The organism is uncultured Phenylobacterium sp., assembly GCF_902826855.1.
GTDB lineage: Bacteria > Pseudomonadota > Alphaproteobacteria > Caulobacterales > Caulobacteraceae > Phenylobacterium.
This window is the reverse complement of sequence record NZ_CADEGK010000038.1, coordinates 1-23,096: the sequence shown is the minus strand read 5'-3', so window position 1 is coordinate 23,096 and position 23,096 is coordinate 1. Positions and strand designations below refer to the sequence as shown.

Sequence of the window (23,096 nt, the reverse complement as noted above, 5' to 3'; positions counted from 1 at the left end):
GGCGAGGGCCGCGGCGGCAGCGGCCGCGACAATCGTCCCAAGGGCGAACAACCCGCCAAACAGTCTGCCTCCCAGGGTCGAGGCGATCACCGCCTTGGAGAGGCTGTCCACGACGGCTGCGAGCAGGATCGCCTTCACGGCAAGGCTCTCGTCCAGGCCTTCGTTGGCAGCCATGCGCGAGACCGCCAAAACCACGGCGTCCACGTCCACGAGGCCCGCTAGAGCCGAGAGCGGCAGCAGCCCTTCGGATCCGTAGGCGGCCGAAATCGCGCGGGCCCCGGCCATGACCAGCCCGAGCACCACCGCCAGCCTGACGACGAGGCCGAAGTCGAACGGGCTCCTCGTGGGCCACCCACTCGGCGCGGTCGTCCAACCGGCGCGCCCGATGGTCAGCACGCCTGCGACGGCGGACACCAGCGCGAAGGCTCCCAAGACAGGCGCCAGGCGCTGCGCGAGTGTGGGCGCCAGGACAGCGGCGACGCCCAGGATCCGCAGCGCCATCACCCCGCCTGCCGACAGCGCGCAGCCGGCCGCGAGGCGGACCTGTTCGGGACTGCCGCGCGCCACGCGGGCCAGGTTCAGGGTGACAGCCGTAGAGGACACCAGGGCGCCCGCCAGGCTGGCGGCGACCAGACCTCGCGACGGTCCGAGCATCTTCACGAGCGCATAGGCGCCGAACGACACCCCCGCCAACAAGATCGTCAGCAGCCACAGTTCGTGGGGATTGAAGGCGCCGTAGGGCCCGAACCCGCGATCCGGCAACAGCGGCAACGCCACGAGGCTCATCGCCAGGAGGACCAACGCGCTGCGCAGCTCTTCCGATGTCAGCTTCTCCAGCCAACCATGCAGCACATCCTTGAAGGCCAGGAGACCCGTGACCACCACCGCCGCGCCGGAGGCGACCCGCCAGTCCCCGAGCACCGCATAGGCCCCCAACGCGAACACCAGCAGGGCCGCAACAATGGCCGTGACCGAGTGGTCGTGCCCCTCGGCCGTTTCACGGGCTTTGAACCAGGTGAAGGCTGCGGCGAACGGCAGGCCGAGGGTCGCGAACGCCCAGGCCCCTAGCGCGTCGGCCAGCGCGCCGGCCAGGCCGCCCAGAAGGCCTGCCAGGGCATAGGTGCGGATTCCCGCGGTCCGCCCGCCCTCGGCGATGTCGCGCGTGCGCCAGCCGCGCTCGACCCCAACCAAGAGGCCGATGGCCAGCGCCACCGCCAGCCGCTCCGGGGTTGAAGTCATGAGGTTTCGGGAGGCGGCATAGCGATCTCAAATCCTCGCCGCGATGAGTGGCGGAAGTCCGCCGTCAGCATCGGGCCAGGGGAAGGCCGGGCGCCAGAATCCCTCCGCCTCGGCCGCCACGGCGGCCGCGTCGAACATCCGGCCCATGGCTGAGGTATCGAAGTTTAGCATCGCGCCGTTCGCAGTCGCGGCCGCCGAGGGTGGAATGGACGCCACGCCCAGCGGCAACGCGTGCGCGGCGCAGAAGGTCGCCACGACACTGAGCGCTTGGCGGTAGGAGACCCGCAGCAAGGTGTCGAAGCTGCGCACCAGGATCTGACCCACTCCAGGCGGGGTCGTGCGGGGTTCGGGGTCGAGGACCATGTTGACGATCACGTGGAGGCGGGCCCGGCGCATCCCCTGCCCGAGTTCGCGCTGGCGCAGCAGCGTCTCCGGCAGCACGAACAGGGGCGCCGACACGCCGCCGTCGACGTGCATCTCCTCGCAAGCCACCCCGTCGGCTTCGACCGCAAAGCGGCGTGGCGGAAAGAGGCCGGGGAGACTCGCGGACGCCGCCAGGACATCCCGGAACAGTCGCGTGGCCTCCGGCCCGCCCCGCGCTGCGATCGCGCCCATGTCCCAGATGCAGGGCGACTGGCGGTCGAGATCGGTGGTCGCGACAAGCAGACGGCGGCCCCTGGCATGCTGCTCGGCGGTGGCCTCCAGCAAGGCGTCGTCAATGAACGGATAGATCAGCCGCTCGAGCGCCTCGCTGCGGAGGAGCCCCGGTTCACGGCCCGCCGAGAAACCGGCGATCCCCAGCGAGTTGGCCGCATGGCCGCCGGTGTAGGCCTCGCGCATGCGCCCGTCCCACGCCGGCCCTAGGAAGGCAAAGGGCGCGATGAGCGCCCCGGTGCTGACCCCCGTGACCAGCGCGAACTCCGGACGTCGGCCACTACGGGTCAGGCCCACGAGCGCTCCCGCCCCGAACGCCCCTCCCGCCGCGCCGCCGGAGATGGCCAGCACGTCATAGTGTCGGCCCAACCCGCTTCGTGGCAGCGCAAATTGCTCGGCGGTCGCCTCGACCGAGGCCCCGGCATCCTCGGGACTGAGGCGCACGTCCTCGAACCCGGGGATTTGCGCCGCGCGACGCCCCGGGGCGTCCAGACGATTGTGCGCCCTAGGCCGTGGCGGCATCAGGGCCGGGTCCGCTCGATCGGGCAAGGATAGGCCCGCCCCAGGGCGAACCGCACGAACTCCGTGGCGCTGACGCCCTTGTCGGCGTAGCGGCCGTACCGCTGCACCGCCTCCACGGCAGCCTTGCCGGTGAAGTCGGCCGGCGGACAGACCATCGGGCCGGTCCTGCGCGGCGGCCGCGCCAGCACCTGGTCGGCGACACTCATCACATAGCCCAGGCAGAATGCCCTGGCGGGCGCCGCCTCCGGCCCGGAGTCGGCGCAGACGGCCTGCAGCCGCGCCGCGTCCAAGAATCCCGGCGTGGTCGGGCCGGGGGGCGGGAGGGCCGTCACGATGATCATCGCCGCCAGTCCTCTCACGCAAGCCCCCTCCCCGACCGGCCCACCTAGGACGGCTTGCGACGCCCGACGCCGAGCAACGTGATCAGCGCGGCTGCCGCGGACAGCGCCGCTGCGGCGGTCGCGATCGGATGAGCCTTAACCTCGGCGACGGCCTTGTCGGCAAGGTAGCGGGCCTCGGGCGGCGTCTTTTCGGCGAGGCTCTGCGCCGCATCACGAAGCGCCTGGGCAGCCTGGGCTACGGCCTTCTCGGCGTCGTCGCTCAAGTCGTCAGCAGCGTTGCGCAAGGCCTTGGAAACATCGTGCAGGGTCTTCTCAAGGTCGTGCTGCACGGTCTTGGTGAGCGACTTGGACATGTATGTTCTCCTGGGCTGTAAACTCGACTTCAGACTGAGATGGCTTCGCGTCTCTCGCCTTGACGCGCATCAACCGAAGGCCCGGCCGCCAAGTCGCGAGACAGGCTTTCGAGCATCGCTTCGCGCGCCGCATCGCTCGGCAACGCCTCGAGGCGGGCGTTGAGGTCGATCATCAGCCGCGCGCGGGCATTGTGCCAATCGGGCCGGGCTGCCGCGGACGGCAGGATCCGCGCCTCGCCGGGCTGGGCGGCTGCCCCCGCCTTGGAGAGCACGAACCGTTCGTCGAGGGTCGGGATCACCAGCCGATCGCCGGCGACGCCCGCCTCGGCCAATTCGGCGCGCAGCCCCTCCAGGGCGTCCGGTTCGCCGTGCGCCAGGAAGACGTCCCCGGCAACGGGGGCCCGGGCCTTGGCCCAGGCCACCAGCTGCGCCTGATCGGCGTGCCCGGAGTAGATGTCCAGCGAGCGCACCCGGGCCCGGACCATGACGTCCTCGCCCTGGATGCGCACTGAGGAGGCGCCTTCGGACAGGATGCGACCCAGAGTGCCGGCGGCCTGGAAGCCCGGCAGCAGCACCGTGGCGTCCTGCCGCCAAAGCAGGCGCTTGAGGTGTTTGCGCACCCGGCCCGCCTCGCACATGCCGCTCGCCGCCAGGATGATGTGCCAGCCGCGCAGACGCTCCAGGCGATCGCTCTCCCAGGCCTCTTTGAGGAACATCAGCCGGCCACTCGAGCGCAGGTCCTCGAACGGGTTGGCGTCCATGGTCGGACTCCAGCCGCGCTTCTGGAAGACTTCCGTCGCCTCGATGGCGAGCGGGGAGTCCAGGAAGATGTCCGCCTCGGGAATCTCGCCGGCGCGGGTCAGGATCTGCAGGTCGGCGAGCAGTTCCTGCGAGCGCTCGACCGCGAAGGCCGGGATCAGCAGGGGACCGCCGGCCTTCTGGGCGTCGCGAAGCTCGCGGGCCAGCTGTCGTCGGCGCGCGGCCGGGTCCATCGGCGGGCGCACCCGTGCGCCGTACGTCGACTCGATGATCAGGTGGTCGATACCCGAGGGTCCCTCGGGATCGGGCAGGAAGTCGCGGCCGCCAGGACCCAGGTCGCCCGAGAAAAGCAGCTTCACCGGACCTTCGTGCGTCTCGACCGTAACCTCGATCGAGGCCGAGCCCAGGATGTGGCCGGCCTCCCAGTATTTCGCGGTGATCCCCGGCGCGGCCTGGACCTCGCGGCCCAGCTTGACGGTCTTGAAGAGCTCGAGCGTCCGCTGGGCGTCACGCGCCGTGTAGATCGGCTCCACAAGATCCCGCCCCCGCCGCTCGTTGCGTCGGTTGAGGTGGCGCACCTCGCTCTCCTGAATGTCGCCCGCGTCCGGCAGCATCACGGCGCAGAGGTCCCGCGTCCCGCCGGTCGCAAGGATCGGACCCCGGTAGCCGGCCCGCATCAGCTTTGGCAGCAGGCCGGAGTGGTCGATGTGGGCGTGGGTCAGCAGCACCGCGTCGATCTCGTCGGCCTTGAACGGGAAGGGCTCGTAGTTGAGCGCCTTGAGGGTCTTCGAGCCCTGGAACATGCCGCAGTCGATCAGCACGCTCGCGCGCTCCGTCGTCAGCCGCGCGCAGAAGCCGGTCACGCAGCCGGCCGCGCCGTGGAACGTCAGCGACAGGGTCACGACCAGCTCCGGGCCCGGGCGTCGCGGAGGTGGGCGCGCAGGGCCTCAGGATCGTCCCGCCTGCGCTCGTGGGGATCGGTGACGTCGATGCGGGCCAGCACCTCGGACGGCAGCGCCTCCTTCAGGTAGCCCAGGGTGCGCGGCGGCCCCATCAGCACCAGCCGCTGGAATTCCCCTTTGCTCGCTTCCAGTGCCACGCGGTTGGCGACGCGACGCAGGAACCGACGTTCCGGCTCGTGCTGCGGCGCGCGCGGGTCGCCGTGATGGCGATGGCCCGCGATGCGCTCATCGTCGGTAGCCGACATTCGCAGGTCCGCGATCTCCTTCAGCGGCCCGGTGCGGGCGCGTTCGCAGAACACCCGCGCCTCGACGCCATCCGCGGTCACGATCCAGGTGACGCTGCCTAAGTCCATGCTGTCCTCCATTTTTCGGGGACAGAGTGGGCAGTCGCCACAAGCCGCGCCGTGATGCAGATCAACTGTGCGGGGGCGGCGTCAGGGCCGTTGGCGGCCTGGTCAGGCCGCGCGAAGTTTGGCCAGGCGCTCCTCGCGCGGCGATCGTGAGGGTCGGGTTCGCCCATCCCGGCGGAGTAGGTGAGCCCGCCCGCGCCTCAGCCCGGGTTCCACCCACGAACCACGAGCATGACGAAGAAGCCGACCACGTAGGCGACCGGAACGTGCCACCCCTGCTTCAGCCAGGAGAACACGGACCGACCCTCCGGATAGAGGTTCGTCAGGGCGACGCCGGCCGACGATCCGAACCAGACCATCGAGCCGCCGAAGCCGACCGCATAGGCCAGCAGCGCCCAATCGTATCCGCCCTGCTCCAGCGCAAGCGCGGTGAGGGGGATGTTGTCGAAAACGGACGACAGGAACCCCAGCCCCAGGACCGTCTGCCATGAGGGCTCCGGCAGGGCGCTCACCGGCATGAGCGACGCGGCGGCGACCAGGGAGACAAGGAACAGGGCGCCTTTCAGGGCGGGCCGGGCCAGAGCCCAGTCGGGCTTCGCGATCAGTGACGTGGAGATCAGTGCGGCCCAGACCGCCAGCCCCAGCCAGGGGGCGACCTCTTCACCGTCCGACAGCATGTTTGCGGCGACGTTGGCGCTGACGGCGGACACCAGAACGATCGCCACGATCAGCACGCGGCGCCACCGGATCGGATGCCCCGGTTCGTCGTGAGCCAGGATGGGCTGGTAGCGATGCTGCGCGCGGGCCCCCAACAGTCCGAAGACCATGAACGCGGCGATCGCGGGCAGGAAGGCCGGCAGAACGGTGAGCGGCGATATCCCCTTGAGCCACATGATGGTCGTGGTGGTGTCGCCGACCACGCTACCAGCGCCGCCCGCGTTTGCGGACGCCACGATCGAAGCCAGGAAGCCGATGCTCACGCGGCCCTTGTAGAGGTGACGCGCCATCACGCCGCCGATAACCGCCGCGGCGATGTTGTCGAGGAAGGCCGACATCACGAACACGATGGCCAGCAGGGCGAGGCCGCCCAGCCAACTGTCCGGAAGCAGGTTGGGCAGGTGGTCCGGCAAGTTCGACTGCTCGAACTGATTCGACAGCAGCTCAAAGCCGACCAGCAGGAGCAGGAGGTTGGTGAGGATCACCCACTCGTGCCCGGCATGCTCGCCAAGGGCCGCGAGCCCGCGACCCGTAGGGAAGCTGCTGACGAGCCCCTGGTAGACGAGGATCACCGTCAGCCCGGTCGCCGCGACGGCCAGGGCGTGCTTGTGCAGGAACGCGACGCCGACGAGCGTCAGCCCGAACAGATAGAACTCAATCGGAACGCCGAGAAGAGTGAGCATCAGAGCTTTCTGTTTTCAGGGATTTGGCGCCAGCGAGCGATCAGCCTGGCCAAACGACCGCAGCCAGGACCATCGCGCGCCCCGCGGGCGTCACGCCATCCGTATCCAGTCCACGCGCCACGGCGGCCTCCCGTCAGGGTTCAGCGTTCGTGGCGTCCGGTTATCGACGGACGCCTGACTGGATTCGCGTGAGCGCCAGCCCGGCCGCAGCTGCGACCCGATATCTGGGCCGGACCATACCGGACGGGGTCGGCGCGGTGAAGCAAAACCGGCGCCGCCTCGCGCCCGGATCAGGGGCTCTCGGGACCCCGCGACGGGCCGGATTCCCGCCTCCGTACCAGTACCTAGGGAACGCTCACGAATGTTCGAGCGAGGGCTCGGAGCCTAGTCGTTGGGCCATCGAACTGGAGCCCGCGATGACCCTGGCCTATCCCCTCAGCGATCCGCGCAATGCCCGCCCCGCCTCCGCCCTGACGGATGTCTTCGACCGCCATGGCGTCCGGGTAACCTACGACGGGAATGAAGAGATCTACGCCCAGGACGACGCGGTGGAGCTTCTCTACCGGGTGGTGAAGGGCGTGGTCCGCACGAGCCGCCTCACCGTGGACGGCCGCCGTCAGGTTGGCGACTTCTACTATCCCGGCGATCTCTTCGGCCTTGAGCCCGGCCCCGACCACCGCTTCGGCGCCGAGGCGCTGGAAGACTGCGAGATTCTGGTGGTGCGCCGCAGCGCCGTGCGCGCCGCCGCCGGCGACGCCGAACTGGATCGCGCCATCCTCGAGGCCCAGCGCCTGGAGATGGAGCGCCTGCAGGACCATGTGGTCATGCTGGGCCGCAAGAGCGCCCGCGAACGGGTCGCCAGCTTCCTGATGTCGATCGCCCAGAAGGGCTCCGAGGACCACGCCGACCTCGCGATGGGCCGGCAGGACATGGCCGACTACCTCGGCCTCACCATCGAGACCGTCTCGCGCATGCTGACCCAGCTGCAGGGCGAAGCCATCGTCGCCTTCCCGTCGTCGCGACGCTTCCAGGTCTGCAAGTGGACCGCTCTGGAAGCCATCGCCGCCTGACCCTCGCGTCCGCCTGCGCGGCCGCAGGCGTTCGCCGGCCGCATTCCGAGCCCAGGAGCTCCTGATGCACAAGACGATGGAGAGGTCCGCGACCGAGATGGTCACGCGCCCGAGCACCTACAAGACGATTCTGGTCCACGCCGAGCCTGGCGTGACCGGTTCCCACCGCGTGGAAGTCGCCGCGCGCCTGGCGCGCGAACTGGACGCCCGGCTCATCGGCCTCGGCGCTGAGACCTTCGACGCGACCCTCTATTCTGGTCCCTTCACCGGCATGGCCGCCGCCGATTGGACGAGCCTCGTCCAGGAGCAGATCGAGAAAGACCTGGCCGCTGCGGAAACCGCCTTCCGTCGGGACGCCGCCGGCGCCGACATCGATTGGCGCACGATCCAGGACTATCCGCATCGTGCGCTGGTCAGCACCGCCCACGCCGCCGACCTGATCGTGGTCAGCCCGCGCGGCCGCCGCGGAGCCCTCCAGGCCGCCGACCCCGCCGACGTGATGATGACCGCCGGCCGTCCCGTCCTGGTCGTCCCCGAAGGCCGATCCCATCTGGTCGGGACGTCGGTGGTGGTCGCCTGGAAGGACTCCCGCGAATGCCGTCGTGCGCTCACCGACGCGCTCCCCTTCCTGCAGCGCGCCGAAGAGGTGGCCGTGGTCTCGGTGGTCAAGCCGGACATGGCCGACGCCGCCACCTTCCAGGTCGATGACGTGGTCGCCAACCTCAAGCGCCACGGCGTCGTCGCCCGCGGCGTCGTCACCTCCATCGACCACGACGCGGTCGAGGAAGAAATCGAACGGATCGCCAACCTCAACGGCGCCGACCTGATCGTGGCCGGAGGCTTCGGTCACAGCCGCCTTCGCGAGTGGGCTTTCGGCGGGGTGACCGACAGCTTCCTGCACCGCCCTGGCTGCGTCGTCCTGCTGAGCCACTAGGATCAACCCCGCGGGATCGGCGACGGTCCCGCGGCCCCGGAGAATCCACCCATGCGCCGCATCGATCCTTTCGCGGCTGGCCTGACCGCGGACCTTCTCGTGGGCGCTGCCCAGCAGGCCCGCCGATGACCCGCTTCGCCCTGATGCTCTGCGCCGCGACCGTGGGCCTCTGCGCCTGCGTCACCTCGCCGGCCGGGCGCGAGGGGTCGCCTGCGCCTCAACTGCCCAAGCTCGACGCAGCCCAGCAACGCGGCCACGATTTCGCTGTGCGGCGCTGTTCTGGCTGCCACACCGTGGGCCTGGACGATGGCGGCGCTGGCGAGGGCGCGGCCTTTACCAAGCTCGCCCGTCGCTACAACCCGATCTCGCTCGAGCGACGCTTCGCTCAGGTCTCGGCGCACGGCTTCGACCGCATGCCTCCCGTGGAGTTCAGCCGCGCCGAGCTCGAAGACCTCGTGGCCTATGTCGACACCCTGCAGGGCAACTGAGCCCAGGAGTCTCCCATGCCTTATCGCGACATCCTGCTGGCCGCCCTCACCTATCCGGACGTCACCCCCGACCGCGCCCTGCGCAGCGGCGTGGCCCTCGCCAAGCGGCTTGGCGGCGGACTCACCCTGCTGACGGTGCGGGTCGACATCCCGGCGATGACCAATGTCCTGGCGAATACGCTGGTCCAGATGGACGAGGTCGCCGTACAGGCCGAGGCGCGCAGCGCCAGGGCCGCCCTGCTGGAGGCCGCCTGCGTGCGAATCGCCGCCGAGGACGCCGACGAAGCGATCCGCACCGACTCGGTCCTCGCCCGGCTGTTCGAGGAGTCCGATGCGATCTGCCAAGCCGCACGCACCCGGGACATCACCCTCCTGCCCATCGGCCCGGCCGTGCCGGCCAGCCGCGGCCTCGCCGAGGCGACGCTGTTCGGGTCCGGCCGCCCGATCCTGGTGTATCCCGAGGACCGCGAAGTCGGGGCGGCCGAGGACTTCGATCACGTCGCGGTCGCCTGGGACGGCAGCGCTCGCGCGTCGCGCGCCGTGGCAGACGCCCTGCCGCTCCTGCGCCGCGCGACGACCGTGCGGATCTTCACCGCGCTCGGCGACAAGCCGCAGGCGGTCAAGAGCGTGGCGGAGGATCTGGTGCGCCACCTCGCCACGCACGGGGTCGCCGCCATCCTCGACCATTGCGAGGCGCAGGGTCAGTCGATCGGCCACCGGCTCGAGCGCTACGTGGCAACGACCCGTCCCGACCTCCTGGTGATGGGAGGCTTTGGACACTCGCGAATCCGGGAATTCGTGCTCGGCGGCGCGACCCAGGCCGTACTGGAGGCGCCGCCGTGCCCCGTGCTGATGTCGCACTGACACGGCCACTTGCGCCGCCAACCGGCGCCTCCCGGTTTGGGGCGCGCCTGCGCCGACCCGGGACGCCGATCCAGATCGCCGCCCTGGTGGTGGCCGGCCTGCTTGTCTGGCGGCTCGCCGACGTGCTGCTTCTGGCGTTCGGCGCCATCCTCGTCGCCGTCCTCCTGCATGCGCTGTCGGAGCCCCTAACCCGTCGCCTGCGGCTGCCGCGCCCGCTTGCCCTCACGATCGCCGTCGCCGGCTTCGCCACCGTCATCGGTGGCGCCATCTGGCTGTTCGGGCAGCAGATCGGTCTGCAGCTGACCACGCTTGGCGAGCTGCTGCCCAAGGCGTGGACCGCCCTCCAGGCCCCGCTCTCGGCCTCGCCGCTCGGCGCCTACATCCTTGACGACCTGCAGAACCTGCGCCTCGCCGACGGCCTGGTCGTGCAGACCGCCTCCCGCCTTGTTCGCGGATCGCTCAGCGCCGCAGCGGCGACCGTAATCGTGCTGTTCTGCGGCCTCTACCTTGCGTTCCACCCCGCCACCTATCTCCGGGGGCTTCTGCACCTCGTGCCGCCGCGAAGGCGCGATAGGGTCAGGGTCGTGCTCGCGGCCTGCGGCGAGGCCCTGAACCGCTGGCTGCTCGGAGCCCTGGCCTCCATGCTGCTGGTGGGCGGCTCGGTCGGCCTCGGCCTGTGGTGGGCCGGCGTCCCGTCTCCGCTGGCGCTCGGCGTCCTGGCCGGCCTTGCCCAGTTCGTGCCGGTGATCGGCCCCTGGGCCGCCACCGTCCCCGGCCTGATCGTCGCCGCCGCCCAGGGCCCGCAGACCTTCGCCTGGGCCGTCGCGATCTATCTCGGATCCTCGCAAGTCGAAGCCAACGTCATGACCCCGCTGCTGCTGCGCCAGATGGTCGAGCTTCCCATGGGCCTGACGCTGTTCGCCGTGCTGGCGATGGGCGTGCTGCTGGGCCCGCTCGGCGTCCTCTTCGCCACGCCGCTCGCGGTGGTCGCCTACGTCGTGGTCCGCCACCTCTATGTGGAGGATCTGCTTGGCGACCCCATGATCCCGCCCGCCAACCAGGGAGCGGCTGCGTGAGCTCCGACGAACCCCTGGACCTGCGCGCCACATCGACCCCCCAAGCCAAGGGCCGCCGGCCCGGGCGAACGGCCGGTGCCGGCATGATCCTGCTGGCGGTGGCCGCGATCGCGTTCCCGGCTGAGACGGCCCTGGTGGTCGGCGGCTTCGGCGGCTGGCTGCTCTGGCTGGCCGCCGCCCTGATGCTCGGCGTGGCGCTGTTGACCTTCACCGGGGCGCTGCGGTGGCTGGGGATTGGCGCCGCCATCGCGGCGGTCGCGCTGGGCGCCTACCTCACTTTCAATCCGACCGTGGGGGCGCTCGCCACCGCCCTGGTCCTGACGGCCGCCCTGGTCATGGACGGGAGCTTCCAACTGGCGGCGGCGCTGCACCTGCGGCCGCTGAAGGCATGGCGCTGGCTGCTGGTGTCCGCCATCACCAGCCTGGGCGCCGCCGCCCTGATGGCGCTGGGCCTGCCGCAGCAGGCGCCCCAGGCCGTGGGGATCGTGCTCGCAGCCGCCTTCGCGACGACGGGGGCGGCGCTCTTCGCGTCGGGCGTCCTCCACGCGCGCCGCCCGCGCGGCGCGAACTAGGCTACCCTAGGGGCGGACGGCCATCTTGCCACAGCGAACCTTCGGACCTACCGCTGCCTTAATGAACTCGGCGCCGACGCCCTTTCGTCACGGACTCGGCCGCTTTGGCTGGGCGGCCGGCTATGCGGCGGCTGTGGCGGCCACCGCCGCCTGCCTGGGGTTTCGGATCCTGCTGAGCCGCTACTTCCACGACGACCTGGTGTTCCTGCTGTTCGTTCCGGCGCTGCTGGCCGCCGCCGCGGTGGGCGGCCTGGGTCCCACTCTGTTCGCGGGAGGCCTGTCGCTGTTCGCCAGCCTGGCAGTCATCGGCTTCCAGAGCATCAACGATCCCGAGGCGGTGGTGCGCGGTGCGGTCTTCGCCAGCCTCACGGTGGCGATCGGTGTCGCGGGATCGCGAATGCTGCAATCCTCGCGTGACGCCCAGGCTCGCGAAGCGCATCTCCAGTCGATCCTCGACACCGTCCCCGACGCGATGATCGTCATCGACGAGCGCGGGATCATGCAGTCCTTTTCCGCCGCCGCCGAGCGCCAGTTCGGCTGGAGCGCCGCCGAGGTGATCGGCAAGAACGTCAGCATGCTGATGCCCGAGCCGTACCGGACCCAGCACGACAGCTACCTCGCGCGATACATGTCCACCGGGGAACGCCGGATCATCGGGATCGGCCGGGTGGTGGTGGGCGAACGCAAGGACGGCTCGACCTTCCCCATGGAGCTGGCCGTGGGGGAGATGCTCTCCGGACAGCGGCCGTACTTCACCGGGTTTGTCCGCGACCTGACCGAGCGCGACGCCCAGGAGCGGCGCCTTCAGGACGTCCAGGGCGAGCTGGTCCACGTGTCGCGGCTCACCGCACTCGGCGAGATGGCCTCGGCGATGGCGCATGAACTCAACCAGCCGCTCACGGCGGCCGCCAGCTTCATGAAGGGCTGCCTGGTGCTGCTGAAGCGCAAGCCGCTCGACGAGGCGCGCCTTGGCGAAATGATCTCGCAAGGCGCCGACCAGGCGCTCCGCGCCGGTCAGATCATCCGCCGGCTGCGGGACTTCGTCTCCAAGGGCGAGGCCGAACGCCGGATCGAGAGCCTACCGAAGCTCCTCGAGGAGGCCGGGGCGCTGGCCATGGTTGGCGCCAAGGATCGCGGCGTGCGCCTGCGCTACGCGATCGACCCGCGTGTCAACCTCGTGCTCGCAGACAAGGTCCAGGTCCAGCAGGTCGCCCTCAACCTGATCCGCAACGGCATCGAGGCCATGGAGGACGCCCCGACCAAGGAGATCCTCGTGGGCGCCCGGCCCGCGGCGGACGACATGGTCGAGGTCTATGTGAGCGACACCGGCCACGGCATCAGCCCGGAGGCGGCCGAGCAGCTGTTCCAGCCGTTCATGACCACCAAGGCCCAGGGCATGGGCATCGGGCTGTCCATCTCGCGGACCATCGTCGAGGCCCATGGCGGGCGGATCTGGGTGGACGCCAACCCGAAGGGAGGGTCCATCTTCCGCTTCACCCTGCCCGGCGTCGGCGAGGAGGAGGTCGCCAGGCATGAGTGAGCCGATCGTTCACCTGATCGACGATGACGAGGCGATCCGCACGGCGCTCGGATTCTTGCTGGATATGCACGACCTGCCGGCCCGCACCTATGGCTCGGCGCTTGAGTTCCTGGAGATCGCGGACACCCTCAAGGGCGGCTGCATCGTCACGGACGTGCGCATGCCCGAGATGAGCGGCCTGGAACTGATCCGCCGCCTCAAGGAGCGCGGCGTGAGGCTGCCGGTCGTGGTGATCACCGGCCACGGCGACGTCCCGCTGGCCGTGGAGGCGATGCGCGCCGGGGTTATCGACTTCATAGAGAAGCCGTTCGACGACGAGGTCCTGCTGCGCTCGATACGCATGGCCCTGGACACGAAGGCCGAGACCGACGCCCACGCCGAGGAGCGCGCGCGCTTCGAGCAGATGCTGGCCACGCTCTCGGGTCGCGAGACCGAGGTCCTGCGGGGCGTCATCGCCGGCAAGATGAACAAGGTGATCGCCTACGAGCTCGGCATCAGCCAGCGCACGGTCGAAGTCTACCGCGCCAACGTCATGAGCAAGACCCACGCGAGCGGGCTTTCCGAGCTCGTGCGGATCGCGATGCTCGCCGGCTTCTAGGCCTTGAGCGAAATCAAGGGCGCCGCCGGACGTGGTGGCACAATAGCAGTATGGATCAACGCGTTCCGCTGCCCCGCCCGACCATCTACATCGTAGACGACGACGACGCCGTGCGGCGCGCCCTGGCGTTTGCTCTCGACCTGGAGGGTTTCCAGGTCGAGACCTACGAGTCCGGCGAGGCGCTGCTGCGGCGCGAGTCGCCGCAGCCGCCCGGATGCCTGGTCATCGACGAACGCCTGCCCGGCGCCTCCGGCCTCGACACGCTTCGCGAGCTGCGCGCCCGCCAGGTCGCACTGCCGGCTGTGCTTGTGACCAGCCACCCGAAACCGTCGTTCCGCGCCGCGGCCGCAGCCGCCGGCGTGCCGATCCTGGAAAAGCCGCTCGAAAGCGGCACGCTGGTCGAGGCGATCCACACCATGCTTGAGATGCGCCCCGACTGACGGACGCGCCCCGAGCGCCGCCGTCCGAGTCGCTTAGCCCGGCGCGCGTTGCGATCGGGGGCGCGCCGACGGGCCTGATTCGTCCTGGATGGCCTCAAGATAGAGAATGACGGACTGAACGTCGCCGGGGTCGAAGCGGAACGCCGGCATGTCCGGGTTGCCGACATGGAGACCCTCCGCCAGCGCTTCGGACAACGCTTCAGGGTCGTAGCGGCGGTGGAGATCGCGCAACGGAAGGGCGGCAGGATGGCGGCTTGGTCCGGCGGGACCCACGGCATGGCAGGCGGCGCAAAGCCGCTCGACAATCGCAGCGCCCTGATTCGCCGAAGGCTCCTGTGCGGCTGCGTTCGTCGCCCCCGCGCCCAGGAGCGCCGAAGCCGCGACACCCGCCGCGACTCGGCAAAATCGTAGTGGATGTTTCCAGGGCGACCTGGAAGGCGCTCCCATCGCGCTCAGCGGCGATCGAGACGCTTGGCCTGGGCCAACCGCCGGTCGGCGACGACCTGCTGCACCCAAGCGCCGCCGAGGACGAGCACGAAGACGGCGTAGCCCGCGAGGACGAGCATGAGGAACGGCGTGATCATTTCCGATCTCCTGTTGTTGGCCAACCTTGGCCGCGCCCGGTTTGGCGGGCTTTGATCGGGATCAAGTCGCCTACAGCGCCTTGGAATGGCGCTCCGCGGCCGGTTCGAAATAGCTGTCGAAGGCCGCACAGACCGAGCGGACGACCAGACGGCCGGCGCCGATGATCTCCAGCCGGCGGCCCTCCAGCCGCGCCAGTCCGTCCCCAAAGAAGGGGGCAAGGCGGGTGACGGCGTCCGAGAGATCGGCGAGGGGGCGTTCATGCCGGGCGCAGACCGCGTCAAGGTCGACGGCCAGATCACACATCAGCCGCTCGATGATCTCCCCCCGGAAGCGATCGTCGGCGGAGAAGGCCACGCCGCGGGCGATCGGCAGCTGGCCGGTCTGGACGGCTACGCGCCAGCCGAGTTCTTGTGCGACATTCTGTACGAAGCCCCGCGGCAGCCGACCGATCGCCGAGGCTCCCAGCCCCAGCAGGGTCTCGGCCCCGTCGGTGGTGTAACCCTGGAAATTGCGCCGCAGGGCGCCCGCCTCCAGCGCCTTGGCCATGTCGTCGTCGCCGCGCGCGAAGTGGTCGAGCCCGATCCGGACATAGCCCTCCGCCGCCAGCCGCTCCGCCGCCGCCTCGGCCTGCTCGAGCCGCGCCGCCGGCCAGGGCAACGCGCCCTCGTCAATCAGGCGCTGGTGCGGCTTCATCCATGGCACGTGCGCGTAGCCGAAGAGAGCGATCCGTTCCGGCTGGAGCCGCAGGATCGCCTCGACGGTGGCGCGCGTGTTGGCGGTCGTCTGATGCGGCAGGCCGTACATCAGGTCGAGATTGATCGAGCTCACCCCGGCCTCCCGCAGCCACCCCACGGCGGCGGCGATCTCCTCGAAGCGCTGGATGCGATTGACCGCGCCTTGCACCGAGGGGTCGAGGTTCTGAACGCCCAGGCTCGCGCGGTTCAGGCCATGCCGGCGCATGGACCGCACCCACTCGCGGCTCAGCCCGGTCGCGTCGAGTTCGACGGCCACCTCGCAGTCGGGCGCCAGCGCGAAGGCCGCCTCCAGTTCGGCGAACAGCCGCTCGATATCCTCCAGGCTCAGCATGTTGGGCGAGCCGCCCCCGAAGTGCAGCGCCCGCACCGACATCCGGTCCGGCAGGGCGTCGCGCAGCAGCGCCATCTCCTGGCACAGCAGGGTGACGTATTCGCCCACGGGCTCGTGACGGTTCACGGCGCGGGTGTTGCAGCCGCAGTACCAGCACAGGCGGCTGCAGAAAGGGATATGCGCGTAGAGCGAGATCGGATCGTCGGCCGGCAGTTCGCGCAGCCATCCGCGATAGGTGTCCTCGTCGACCTTGGGTGTGAACTGCAGCGCGGTCGGGTAGCTGGTGTAGCGCGGCGCGCGACCGTCATACTTTGCGACGATGTCGGCCAGGTCGTGGCCATGGGCGGTGGCGTGGGGCTCGGTCATGTCGGCCCTGATCGGCGATCCGGCCGGCCGCCGCTGTGATCGAGATCAACCCGGGCGATCCTCGGGATCCTCCACCAGGATGCGCGCGGCGTCGCCGGCCGGATCTTCGTACTGCCCAGCCTTGAGGCTCCACCAGAACGCGGCGACGGCGATGAGGCCGAGCCCGAGGGAGAACGGCGCCAGGAACATCACGATGTTCATCGGCGAAGCCCCGTGCGCAGGGCGTTGAGGGTGACGACAAGCGACGAGCCGGACATGGCGATGGCCGCAACGAAGGGGTTCACGAGCCCGAGAATGGCGGCCGGGGCGGCGAGCGCATTGTAGAGCGCCGCGAAGCCGAAGTTCTCCAACGCGCGGCGCCGCGCGCTCTCGGCCACCTCGATCGCCTCGACGACCGGGGCCAGCCGCTCACCGGAGAACACGAGGTCGGCGGCATTCTGGCTGGCCTCCAGGGCCGTCCCGGGCGCCATGGCGGCGTGCGCCTTGGCGAGGGCGCCGGCGTCGTTGAGCCCGTCGCCCACCATCAGCACCTTGCGCCCCGCCCGGGACAGTTCGTCAATGCGCGCAGCCTTGTCCTGCGGCGTGCACCCAGCCCGCCACTCCGCGATCCCGGCCATCTCGGCAGCGTGGGCGACAGGCCCCGCGAGGTCGCCCGAGAGGACCTCGACCGTGAGCCCGCGCGCCATCAGGCTCGCGACCACGCCCGCCACGTCCGGGCGCAGGGTGTCGGCGAAACGGAAGCGGATCTTGGTTTCGCCTTCGAAGCCGAACCAGATCTCCGTCTGCGCCCCGGCGGTGTCCACGCCGACGAACTGCGCCCGGCCCAGGCGCGCGCGCCGACCGCCTATGGTCCCCTCGACGCCCTGGCCGGGGAACTCGACCACGTCATCGGCGAGCGGCCCCGCCCCCGCCTCCGCGGCCAGGGTGCGGGCCAGGGGATGACTGGAGGCCCGCGCCAGCGGCGCGGCCATCTTGACCGGGCTGGACATGGGGTTCAGCAGCCGGGGATAGCCGAGCGTCAGCACTCCGGTCTTGTCGAAGATGACGTGGTCGACTTCGGCGAGGCGCTCGAGCGCAGCGCCCGACTTCACCAGGACGCCGCGGCGGAAGAGGCGCGACGAGGCGGTGATCTGGACGGCGGGCACGGCGAGGCCAAGCGCGCAGGGACAGGTCACGATCAGGACCGCCACGGCCCGGATCAGCGCCTCCCGAGGCCCAAGCCCGACGGCCCAGCCGCCGAGGAAGGTCAGCAGCGCCACGGTGTGGACGACGGGCACGTAGATGGCGGCGGCCTTGTCGGCCAGCCGCACATAGCGGGACCTGGACTGGGCGCCGGCCTCTACCAGGCGGGCGATCGCGGCGACGGCGGAATCCTCGGACCGCGCCATCGCCACCAGGCGCAGGGCGCCCGACAGGTTCAGCGCGCCGGCGCGGCAGACCGAGCCCAGCCTCACTGCGACGGGGACGGTCTCTCCGGTCAGCAGGCCGTTATCGAGCTCCGAGGCGCCGGAGAGCACCCGGCTGTCGACCGGCACGCGCTCACCAGGCCGCAACAGCAGGCGATCGCCCGGCTGCACGTCGGCGAGCGGACGCGCGATCAGTTCGTCGTCGGGGCCGAGCACGGTGGCGGTCGGCGCCTGCAGCGCCAGGAGGTCTGCGGCGGCGCTGGAGGCCCGCGCGCGCAGGCGATGCTCCAGCCAGCGCCCGATCAGCAGCAGGAAAAGCAGCGACACCGCCGCATCGAAATATGCGTCGCGGCCGCCGAGGATAGTCTCGGAAAAGCTGATCGCCAGGGTGAGAAGCACGCCGACCGTGATCGGCACGTCCATGTTGGCGCGGCGGGCCTTCAGCGAGCGCCAGGCGGAGCGGAAGAAGGGCAGGCCGGCGTAGATCGCACACGGCGCCCCGACGATCCCCGAGAACCACATCATCAGGGTTCGCGTGGCGGGACCGAGCTCCTGGCCGAACAGTCCCGCCCAGATCGGCACTGAGAACATCATGGTGTTCATGGCGCCGAAGCCGGCCACCGCCAGGGCGAGGACCAGTTGCCGGCCCTCGCGGTCGTGGGCCTCGCGCGCCGCGCCGGGATCGAACGGCGTGGCCGGATAGCCCAGCCGCGTCAGGGCCGCGACGACGGCGCCGGGGTCGCCGGCGTCGCTGCGGAACGTCACCGCCAGCCGCTTCTGGGTGAGGTTGAGGCGCGCGGCCGCCACGTCGGGCAGGGCCGATACCTCGCGCTCGATCTTGGACATGCAGCCGGCGCATCGGACGTCCGGCACGAGGAGGTCCAGGGTCGGCCCCCCCTCCTTGTGGGCCTTCAGGAAGGCGCCGAGGTCCGCGCGGACGGCGTCACCGATCAGGGCCACGTCAGCCTCCGTTCGGCTACGAAGGCCCCGCCGGTCGGGCCACGAGCCTCCGCTGTCAGGTCCCAGGCCCCGCTGAGGCGCCCCGTTGAAGCGAGGTATCGACCCCGCCCCGCGTCCTCGAACCGCAGTAGGATTCGGCCCGCTTGGGTCGCCGGGCGCTCCAGCTTGCCGGTGATGATCAGGCCGGCGAGCGGACGGCCGGCGCGATCGACAAAGCTGAGTGCGACCTGGCCTGGCTCGGCTTCGGCGCCGGCCCGCCAGCCCATCCGATCCTGGGCCGCCATCTGCGCGATGTGCCGGTTGTAGATCAGGCCATCTTCGTAGGGCGTGACCGAGACCTGCCCGGGAAAGGTCCGGACCGCGATCACCGCAAAGGTCGCGTCGACGCCGATCACCACGGCGAAGAAGGCGGTGACGCCGGCCAGCACATGCCAGCCCTTGACCCGGAAACCCGTCGGGGCGGCAGGGACCAGGCTCATCGCGCGCTCTCCACGTCGGAGAGGAAGGTGGTGCGCGCGCCCGCGGCGGCGGCCGCGGCGCGCACTTCGAAGCCGGCGGGCTGACTGGCTGCGCCCAGCGAGCCGGGCGGGACGGTGACGAAGACGCGAATCGCGCTGACCTCGTTCGGCGGCAGCACGGCCGTGACCGGCGTCCCGTCCGCCCCGCCGGGGGTGCTGACGCGGGCGCCGGGCACGCCCTCGAACCGCACCTCGACCGGCACGGGCTCGAAGCCGCGGTTGGCGATCTTCAACGTGTAGGCGTTGCGGATCGCGCCGTCGTGCAGGCGGATGAACATGGGATTCCGGTCGCGCAGCACGTGCAGGTCGAGGGTTTCGCGGTTCGCCAGGCCCCACAGCATGATCGCGCTGACCAGCGCCAGGGCGCCCGCGTAGTAGAGCGTGCGAGGCCGCACCATCGGATAGCGAGGAGTCCGCTTCGCCGCCCGCGCGGCGACCGCGTCGTCAGTGTCGTAGGCGATCAGGCCGCGCGGCCGGCCGACGCGGTCCATGATCTCGTCGCAGGCGTCGATGCACAGGCCGCAGTTGATGCATTCGAGCTGGGCGCCATCGCGGATGTCGATCCCCATTGGGCAGGCCACGACGCAGGCGTTGCAGTCGATACAGTCGCCACGCCCGTCCCAGCCGGCTCCCTTCTTGTGGGCGCCCCGGGGCTCGCCGCGGTCGTGGCGGTAGGTCACCTGCAGGGAGTGTTCGTCCAGCATGGCGCCCTGGATGCGCGGCCACGGGCACATGTAGGTGCAGACCTGTTCACGCATGTGGCCGGCGAAGACGTAGGTGGTGGCCGTCAGCAGGAAGCAGGAGATGTAGGACGTGATCGGCGCCTGCCCGGTCCAGAACTCGCGCAGCAGAGTCGGCGCGTCGCGGAAGTAGAAGATCCAGGCGCCGCCGGTGCCGAAGGCCAGGCCCAGCCAGACAGCGTGCTTGCCGCCCTTGCGCCACAGCTTGTCGAATGACCAGGGCGCCGCATCCAGGCGCATGCGGGCGTTGCGGTCGCCCTCGAAGGCGCGCTCCACATAGATGTACAGGTCGGTCCACACGGTCTGGGGGCACGCGTAGCCGCACCAGAGCCGCCCGAACAGCGACGTGACCAGGAACAGCGACAAGGCGCCCATCACCAGGAGGCCGGTGATGAAATAGACCTCCTGCGGCCACAGCTGAATGCCGAAGAAGTAGAAGCGACGGCCGAAGAAATCGACCAGAACCGCCTGGTCCGGCAGGGCGCCGGGCCGCTCCCAGCGGATCCACGGGGTCACGTAGTAGATCGCCAGGGTGGCGATCAGCAGGGCCCACTTGATCCGACGCCAGTGCCCGTGGACCAGCTTCGGATAGATCGGCGTCCGCGGCTTGTAGAGGCCGCCGCCCGCATCGCCGCGCTTGCGCGCGTGCGCAGCCGCCGACTCGGGTTCGCCGCCCGGCTTCTTCGACAGCTTGTCGATCACAACGGTCATCGCGCTTGCGCCGCCCCGCTCAGCAGGATCACGTTCTTGGCGGTGGTCGCGACCGGCGCGCCGGAGTCACCCGCGGCATTGGCATGGACATAGACGGCAAGCGCCTTGACCGTCTCCGGTGAGAAGCGGGTTTCCCAGGCGGGCATCACCCCGTTGCGGCCGTTGAAGAGCTGCGCCGTGATCGCCTCGCGGCCGGCCCCGTAGAGCCACTCGCCGTCGGTGAGGTTGGGCGCACCCTTGCCGCGGTCGCCGGCGCCGGCGGGACCGTGACAGGCCGCGCACTGGTCGGCGAAGGTCTGCCGCGCGCGGCCGACCGCCGCGGCGTCGGCGTTGCGGCCGGAAAGGGCCATCACATATTCCGCCAGGTCGCCGATCTGGGCCGCGGTCAACATCTGGTCGCGGCCGAAGGCCGGCATCTGGTTTTCGCCGCGCGCATGCGCGTTGCCGGAGCGGACGCCGACGCGGATGGTGTGCTGGATCTCCTCCAGGCTGCCGCCCCAGAGCCAGATGTCGTCGCGCAAGTTGGGGTAGCCCCTGGCGCCGCCGCCACCCGAACCGTGACAGGTGGCGCAGTTGTCGCCGAACACCGACTGGCCGACCTGCAGGGCATAGGCCTGCAGCTGGGGGTCCTTCTCGATCTCAGCCAGCGAAGCGACCTTGAGCTTCACCAGCCCCTGTCCCCGCACGGTTTCCAGCCTGGCGAGTTCGCCCGACAGGTCGGTGCGGTCGGACTGGCCGAGCAGGCCGCGCGTATAGCCGGTGATGCCCGGCCAGGCCGGCATCAGGATCCAGTAGACGATGGCGACGGCGATCGAGCCGTACCACGTCCAGAGCCACCACCGCGGCAGCGGCGTATCCAGTTCCTTGATGCCGTCCCACTCGTGGCCGGTCGTTTCCGTGCCGCTGTGGTCGTCGCGTTCGCGCTCAGACATGGGGCGCCTCGTCATCTTCAAGCGGGAGTTGGGCGAGGCGCTGGAACGCCTGCTTGTGGTGTGGCCAGAGCGCGTAGATCAGGCCGCAAAAGAAGATCAGGCCGAAGAAGATGGTGCCGCCCTGCTGGGCGAACGTCGCCACGGCCTCGTAAGTCAGGCCGCTCATCGCAGGTTCTCCGGGTCTTCCGCCTTGTAGGTGCGGAAATCGACCATCGTTCCCAGCACCTGCAGGTAGGCGATCAGGGCGTCCATCTCGGAGACCTTGTCCGGATTGCCATCGAAGTCGCGCTGCTGGACCTTGGCGCCGTAGCGCTTCTTGAGCGGAGAGTTCTCCCCGGCGAAGGCGTCGAGCTGGGTGTCGAGGTCGTCCTTGGCGTTGGCGATCTGGTCGTTGGTGTAGGGCACGCCCACTGCACGCAGCGCGGCTAGCCGCCGTTCGATGGCGTGGGTGTCCAGCTCCGTCCGCGCCAGAAAGCGGTAGGGCGGCATGTTGGACTCCGGGACGACCGAGCGCGGGTTGCTGAGGTGGTCGTGGTGCCAGCTGTCGGAGTACTTGCCGCCCACCCGCGCCAGGTCAGGCCCGGTGCGCTTGGAGCCCCATTGGAAGGGGTGGTCGTACATGCTCTCGGCGGCGAGGCTGTAGTGGCCGTAGCGCTCCACCTCGTCGCGCAGCGGCCGGATCATCTGCGAGTGGCAGACGTAGCAACCCTCGCGCACATAGATGTCGCGGCCGGCCTGCTCGAGGGGTGTGTAGGGACGCACGCCCTCCACCTTCTCGATCGTGCTCTCCAGGTAGAAGAGCGGGGCGATCTCCACCAGGCCGCCGATCGACACAACGAAGATGATGCCGAGCACCAGGATGAGCGAATGCCGCTCGAACTTCTCGTGACGTTTCCACATGGCGGGGGCCCCTACTCTGCCGCCATCAGGGCGGGCGTGGGCTCAAGGTCGCCGGGCAGCTGCGCTTGGGCGGCGCGCGGCATGCGGATCGTGAGCCACAGGTTGATGGACATGATCACCGCACCGGCGAGGTACATGAGGCCGCCGATCGTGCGGATGACGTTCTCGATGTGCTTGGCCGAGACGGTCTCGACGAAGGAGTTCGCGAGGTAGCCCTGCGGCGTGTATTCGCGCCACATCAGGCCCTCCATGATCCCGGAGACCCACATCGCGGCGATGTAGAGAACGATGCCGGTGGTCGCGATCCAGAAGTGCCATTCCACCATCGCGTCCGAGAAGAGACGCTCCTTCTTCCACAGCCATGGGACCAGGCAGTAGATCGCCCCGAAGCTGATGAAGCCGACCCAGCCCAGCGCGCCGGAGTGCACGTGGCCGATGGTCCAGTCCGTATAGTGGGACAGCGCGTTGACCTCGCGGATCGACATCAGCGGGCCTTCGAAGGTGGCCATGCCGTAGAAGGCGATGGCGACGACCATCATCCGCACGACCGGGTCGGTGCGCAGCTTGTCCCAGGCCCCGGACAGGGTCATCAGGCCGTTGATCATGCCGCCCCAGGACGGCATCCAAAGCATGATCGAGAAGGTCATGCCCAGCGTCTGCGCCCACTGCGGCAGGGCCGTGTAGTGGAGGTGGTGCGGACCCGCCCAGATGTAGATGAAGATCAGTGACC

27 protein-coding genes are annotated in these 23,096 nt (G+C 70.0%); 9 read left to right on the top strand and 18 right to left on the bottom strand.

From position 1 onward, the window contains the following. The 7 genes from QZV94_RS07740 to QZV94_RS07710 form a co-directional block, all read right to left on the bottom strand. On the bottom strand, positions 1-1,239 hold a 1,239-nt coding region (locus QZV94_RS07740), incomplete at its 3' end, for an MgtC/SapB family protein (RefSeq protein ID WP_293677234.1). A gap of 27 nt (positions 1,240-1,266) precedes the next feature. Further along, a complete protein-coding gene (locus QZV94_RS07735; RefSeq protein ID WP_293677233.1) occupies positions 1,267-2,415 on the bottom strand; it encodes a patatin-like phospholipase family protein in 1,149 nt (382 codons plus the stop codon). Beyond that, complete coding sequence (locus QZV94_RS07730; protein ID WP_293677232.1) at positions 2,415-2,756, bottom strand: Rap1a/Tai family immunity protein; 342 nt, start codon at positions 2,754-2,756, stop codon at positions 2,415-2,417. Before QZV94_RS07730 ends, QZV94_RS07735 begins: the two co-directional genes overlap by 1 nt. Positions 2,757-2,800: 44 nt before the next feature. Then, entirely contained in the window at positions 2,801-3,109 is a 309-nt protein-coding gene (locus tag QZV94_RS07725) for a hypothetical protein (protein ID WP_293677231.1), read from the bottom strand. 29 nt (positions 3,110-3,138) lie between these two features. Beyond that, the gene (locus QZV94_RS07720) at positions 3,139-4,770 is read right to left on the bottom strand and encodes an MBL fold metallo-hydrolase RNA specificity domain-containing protein (RefSeq protein ID WP_293677230.1); all 1,632 of its coding nucleotides are present in this window, start codon (positions 4,768-4,770) and stop codon (positions 3,139-3,141) included. Continuing rightward, positions 4,767-5,183, bottom strand: coding sequence for a host attachment protein (locus tag QZV94_RS07715; protein ID WP_293677229.1), 417 nt, complete (start codon positions 5,181-5,183; stop codon positions 4,767-4,769). The genes QZV94_RS07720 and QZV94_RS07715 overlap by 4 nt, the downstream gene beginning before the upstream one ends. Before the next feature lie 197 nt (positions 5,184-5,380). After that, positions 5,381-6,580, bottom strand: coding sequence for a hypothetical protein (locus tag QZV94_RS07710; RefSeq protein WP_293677228.1), 1,200 nt, complete (start codon positions 6,578-6,580; stop codon positions 5,381-5,383). Between the two features lie 416 nt (positions 6,581-6,996). Between QZV94_RS07710 and QZV94_RS07705 the strand changes: the two genes are divergently transcribed. The 9 genes from QZV94_RS07705 to QZV94_RS07665 all read left to right on the top strand — a co-directional run bounded on the left by QZV94_RS07705 (position 6,997) and on the right by QZV94_RS07665 (position 14,162). Then, positions 6,997-7,650: a helix-turn-helix domain-containing protein gene (locus tag QZV94_RS07705; protein ID WP_293677227.1), complete on the top strand. Its 654-nt coding sequence runs from the start codon at positions 6,997-6,999 to the stop codon at positions 7,648-7,650. A 64-nt stretch (positions 7,651-7,714) separates the two neighbouring features. Further along, a complete protein-coding gene (locus QZV94_RS07700; protein ID WP_293677226.1) occupies positions 7,715-8,584 on the top strand; it encodes a universal stress protein in 870 nt (289 codons plus the stop codon). A 125-nt stretch (positions 8,585-8,709) separates the two neighbouring features. Next, positions 8,710-9,072, top strand: a complete 363-nt coding sequence (locus QZV94_RS07695) for a cytochrome c (protein WP_293677225.1) — start codon at positions 8,710-8,712, stop codon at positions 9,070-9,072. 15 nt (positions 9,073-9,087) lie between these two features. After that, a complete protein-coding gene (locus QZV94_RS07690; RefSeq protein WP_293677224.1) occupies positions 9,088-9,936 on the top strand; it encodes a universal stress protein in 849 nt (282 codons plus the stop codon). Then, a complete protein-coding gene (locus QZV94_RS07685; RefSeq protein ID WP_293677223.1) occupies positions 9,912-11,012 on the top strand; it encodes an AI-2E family transporter in 1,101 nt (366 codons plus the stop codon). The genes QZV94_RS07690 and QZV94_RS07685 overlap by 25 nt, the downstream gene beginning before the upstream one ends. Next, positions 11,009-11,584 carry a DUF308 domain-containing protein gene (locus tag QZV94_RS07680; RefSeq protein ID WP_293677222.1) on the top strand — a complete coding sequence of 192 codons (576 nt, stop codon included), beginning with the start codon at positions 11,009-11,011 and terminating at the stop codon, positions 11,582-11,584. The genes QZV94_RS07685 and QZV94_RS07680 overlap by 4 nt, the downstream gene beginning before the upstream one ends. Positions 11,585-11,645: 61 nt before the next feature. After that, the gene (locus QZV94_RS07675; RefSeq protein WP_293677221.1) at positions 11,646-13,124 is read left to right on the top strand and encodes a PAS domain-containing sensor histidine kinase; all 1,479 of its coding nucleotides are present in this window, start codon (positions 11,646-11,648) and stop codon (positions 13,122-13,124) included. Further along, positions 13,117-13,722 (top strand): response regulator FixJ, encoded by a 606-nt coding sequence (fixJ, locus tag QZV94_RS07670; RefSeq protein WP_293677220.1) that lies wholly within the window; start codon positions 13,117-13,119, stop codon positions 13,720-13,722. Before QZV94_RS07675 ends, fixJ begins: the two co-directional genes overlap by 8 nt. A 50-nt stretch (positions 13,723-13,772) precedes the next feature. Then, the gene (locus QZV94_RS07665) at positions 13,773-14,162 is read left to right on the top strand and encodes a response regulator (RefSeq protein ID WP_293677219.1); all 390 of its coding nucleotides are present in this window, start codon (positions 13,773-13,775) and stop codon (positions 14,160-14,162) included. 33 nt (positions 14,163-14,195) lie between these two features. On the opposite strand, the gene QZV94_RS07660 is transcribed toward QZV94_RS07665, so the two are convergent. The 11 genes from QZV94_RS07660 to QZV94_RS07610 all read right to left on the bottom strand — a co-directional run. Next, complete coding sequence (locus QZV94_RS07660; RefSeq protein WP_293677218.1) at positions 14,196-14,609, bottom strand: cytochrome c; 414 nt, start codon at positions 14,607-14,609, stop codon at positions 14,196-14,198. Positions 14,610-14,614: 5 nt separating this feature from the next. After that, positions 14,615-14,746 carry a hypothetical protein gene (locus QZV94_RS07655; protein WP_293677217.1) on the bottom strand — a complete coding sequence of 44 codons (132 nt, stop codon included), beginning with the start codon at positions 14,744-14,746 and terminating at the stop codon, positions 14,615-14,617. Between the two features lie 70 nt (positions 14,747-14,816). Beyond that, on the bottom strand, positions 14,817-16,199 hold the full coding sequence (hemN, locus tag QZV94_RS07650; RefSeq protein WP_293677216.1) for an oxygen-independent coproporphyrinogen III oxidase: 1,383 nt from the start codon (positions 16,197-16,199) through the stop codon (positions 14,817-14,819). 45 nt (positions 16,200-16,244) lie between these two features. Continuing rightward, positions 16,245-16,400, bottom strand: a complete 156-nt coding sequence (ccoS, locus tag QZV94_RS07645; protein ID WP_293677215.1) for a cbb3-type cytochrome oxidase assembly protein CcoS — start codon at positions 16,398-16,400, stop codon at positions 16,245-16,247. Further along, positions 16,397-18,565 carry a heavy metal translocating P-type ATPase gene (locus QZV94_RS07640; protein ID WP_293677214.1) on the bottom strand — a complete coding sequence of 723 codons (2,169 nt, stop codon included), beginning with the start codon at positions 18,563-18,565 and terminating at the stop codon, positions 16,397-16,399. The genes ccoS and QZV94_RS07640 overlap by 4 nt, the downstream gene beginning before the upstream one ends. After that, complete coding sequence (locus tag QZV94_RS07635) at positions 18,556-19,044, bottom strand: FixH family protein (RefSeq protein ID WP_293677213.1); 489 nt, start codon at positions 19,042-19,044, stop codon at positions 18,556-18,558. The genes QZV94_RS07640 and QZV94_RS07635 overlap by 10 nt, the downstream gene beginning before the upstream one ends. Continuing rightward, complete coding sequence (ccoG, locus tag QZV94_RS07630; RefSeq protein WP_293677212.1) at positions 19,041-20,534, bottom strand: cytochrome c oxidase accessory protein CcoG; 1,494 nt, start codon at positions 20,532-20,534, stop codon at positions 19,041-19,043. Before ccoG ends, QZV94_RS07635 begins: the two co-directional genes overlap by 4 nt. Continuing rightward, on the bottom strand, positions 20,531-21,466 hold the full coding sequence (gene ccoP, locus QZV94_RS07625) for a cytochrome-c oxidase, cbb3-type subunit III (RefSeq protein WP_293677211.1): 936 nt from the start codon (positions 21,464-21,466) through the stop codon (positions 20,531-20,533). The genes ccoG and ccoP overlap by 4 nt, the downstream gene beginning before the upstream one ends. Beyond that, the gene (locus QZV94_RS07620) at positions 21,459-21,632 is read right to left on the bottom strand and encodes a cbb3-type cytochrome c oxidase subunit 3 (RefSeq protein ID WP_293677210.1); all 174 of its coding nucleotides are present in this window, start codon (positions 21,630-21,632) and stop codon (positions 21,459-21,461) included. The genes ccoP and QZV94_RS07620 overlap by 8 nt, the downstream gene beginning before the upstream one ends. Beyond that, positions 21,629-22,366: a cytochrome-c oxidase, cbb3-type subunit II gene (ccoO, locus tag QZV94_RS07615; RefSeq protein ID WP_293677209.1), complete on the bottom strand. Its 738-nt coding sequence runs from the start codon at positions 22,364-22,366 to the stop codon at positions 21,629-21,631. The genes QZV94_RS07620 and ccoO overlap by 4 nt, the downstream gene beginning before the upstream one ends. A gap of 11 nt (positions 22,367-22,377) precedes the next feature. Then, the coding region (locus QZV94_RS07610; RefSeq protein ID WP_293677208.1) for a cbb3-type cytochrome c oxidase subunit I at positions 22,378-23,096 on the bottom strand (719 nt) is incomplete at its 5' end.

Coding starts and splice junctions, on each gene's coding strand:
- ccoO (WP_293677209.1), bottom strand. CDS start 22,366: ATGTGGAAACGTCACGAGAAGTTCGAGCGGCATTCGCTCATCCTGGTG.
- QZV94_RS07690 (WP_293677224.1), top strand. CDS start 9,088: ATGCCTTATCGCGACATCCTGCTGGCCGCCCTCACCTATCCGGACGTC.
- QZV94_RS07665 (WP_293677219.1), top strand. CDS start 13,773: ATGGATCAACGCGTTCCGCTGCCCCGCCCGACCATCTACATCGTAGAC.
- ccoP (WP_293677211.1), bottom strand. CDS start 21,466: ATGTCTGAGCGCGAACGCGACGACCACAGCGGCACGGAAACGACCGGC.
- QZV94_RS07725 (WP_293677231.1), bottom strand. CDS start 3,109: ATGTCCAAGTCGCTCACCAAGACCGTGCAGCACGACCTTGAGAAGACC.
- QZV94_RS07735 (WP_293677233.1), bottom strand. CDS start 2,415: ATGCCGCCACGGCCTAGGGCGCACAATCGTCTGGACGCCCCGGGGCGT.
- QZV94_RS07655 (WP_293677217.1), bottom strand. CDS start 14,746: ATGATCACGCCGTTCCTCATGCTCGTCCTCGCGGGCTACGCCGTCTTC.
- QZV94_RS07675 (WP_293677221.1), top strand. CDS start 11,646: ATGAACTCGGCGCCGACGCCCTTTCGTCACGGACTCGGCCGCTTTGGC.
- fixJ (WP_293677220.1), top strand. CDS start 13,117: ATGAGTGAGCCGATCGTTCACCTGATCGACGATGACGAGGCGATCCGC.
- QZV94_RS07620 (WP_293677210.1), bottom strand. CDS start 21,632: ATGAGCGGCCTGACTTACGAGGCCGTGGCGACGTTCGCCCAGCAGGGC.
- hemN (WP_293677216.1), bottom strand. CDS start 16,199: ATGACCGAGCCCCACGCCACCGCCCATGGCCACGACCTGGCCGACATC.
- QZV94_RS07700 (WP_293677226.1), top strand. CDS start 7,715: ATGCACAAGACGATGGAGAGGTCCGCGACCGAGATGGTCACGCGCCCG.
- QZV94_RS07715 (WP_293677229.1), bottom strand. CDS start 5,183: ATGGACTTAGGCAGCGTCACCTGGATCGTGACCGCGGATGGCGTCGAG.
- QZV94_RS07710 (WP_293677228.1), bottom strand. CDS start 6,580: ATGCTCACTCTTCTCGGCGTTCCGATTGAGTTCTATCTGTTCGGGCTG.
- QZV94_RS07705 (WP_293677227.1), top strand. CDS start 6,997: ATGACCCTGGCCTATCCCCTCAGCGATCCGCGCAATGCCCGCCCCGCC.
- QZV94_RS07695 (WP_293677225.1), top strand. CDS start 8,710: ATGACCCGCTTCGCCCTGATGCTCTGCGCCGCGACCGTGGGCCTCTGC.
- QZV94_RS07730 (WP_293677232.1), bottom strand. CDS start 2,756: ATGATCATCGTGACGGCCCTCCCGCCCCCCGGCCCGACCACGCCGGGA.
- QZV94_RS07660 (WP_293677218.1), bottom strand. CDS start 14,609: ATGGGAGCGCCTTCCAGGTCGCCCTGGAAACATCCACTACGATTTTGC.
- ccoG (WP_293677212.1), bottom strand. CDS start 20,534: ATGACCGTTGTGATCGACAAGCTGTCGAAGAAGCCGGGCGGCGAACCC.
- ccoS (WP_293677215.1), bottom strand. CDS start 16,400: ATGAACATCGTGATGTTCCTGGCGCCGTTCTCCCTCGGGCTCGGCCTC.
- QZV94_RS07635 (WP_293677213.1), bottom strand. CDS start 19,044: ATGAGCCTGGTCCCTGCCGCCCCGACGGGTTTCCGGGTCAAGGGCTGG.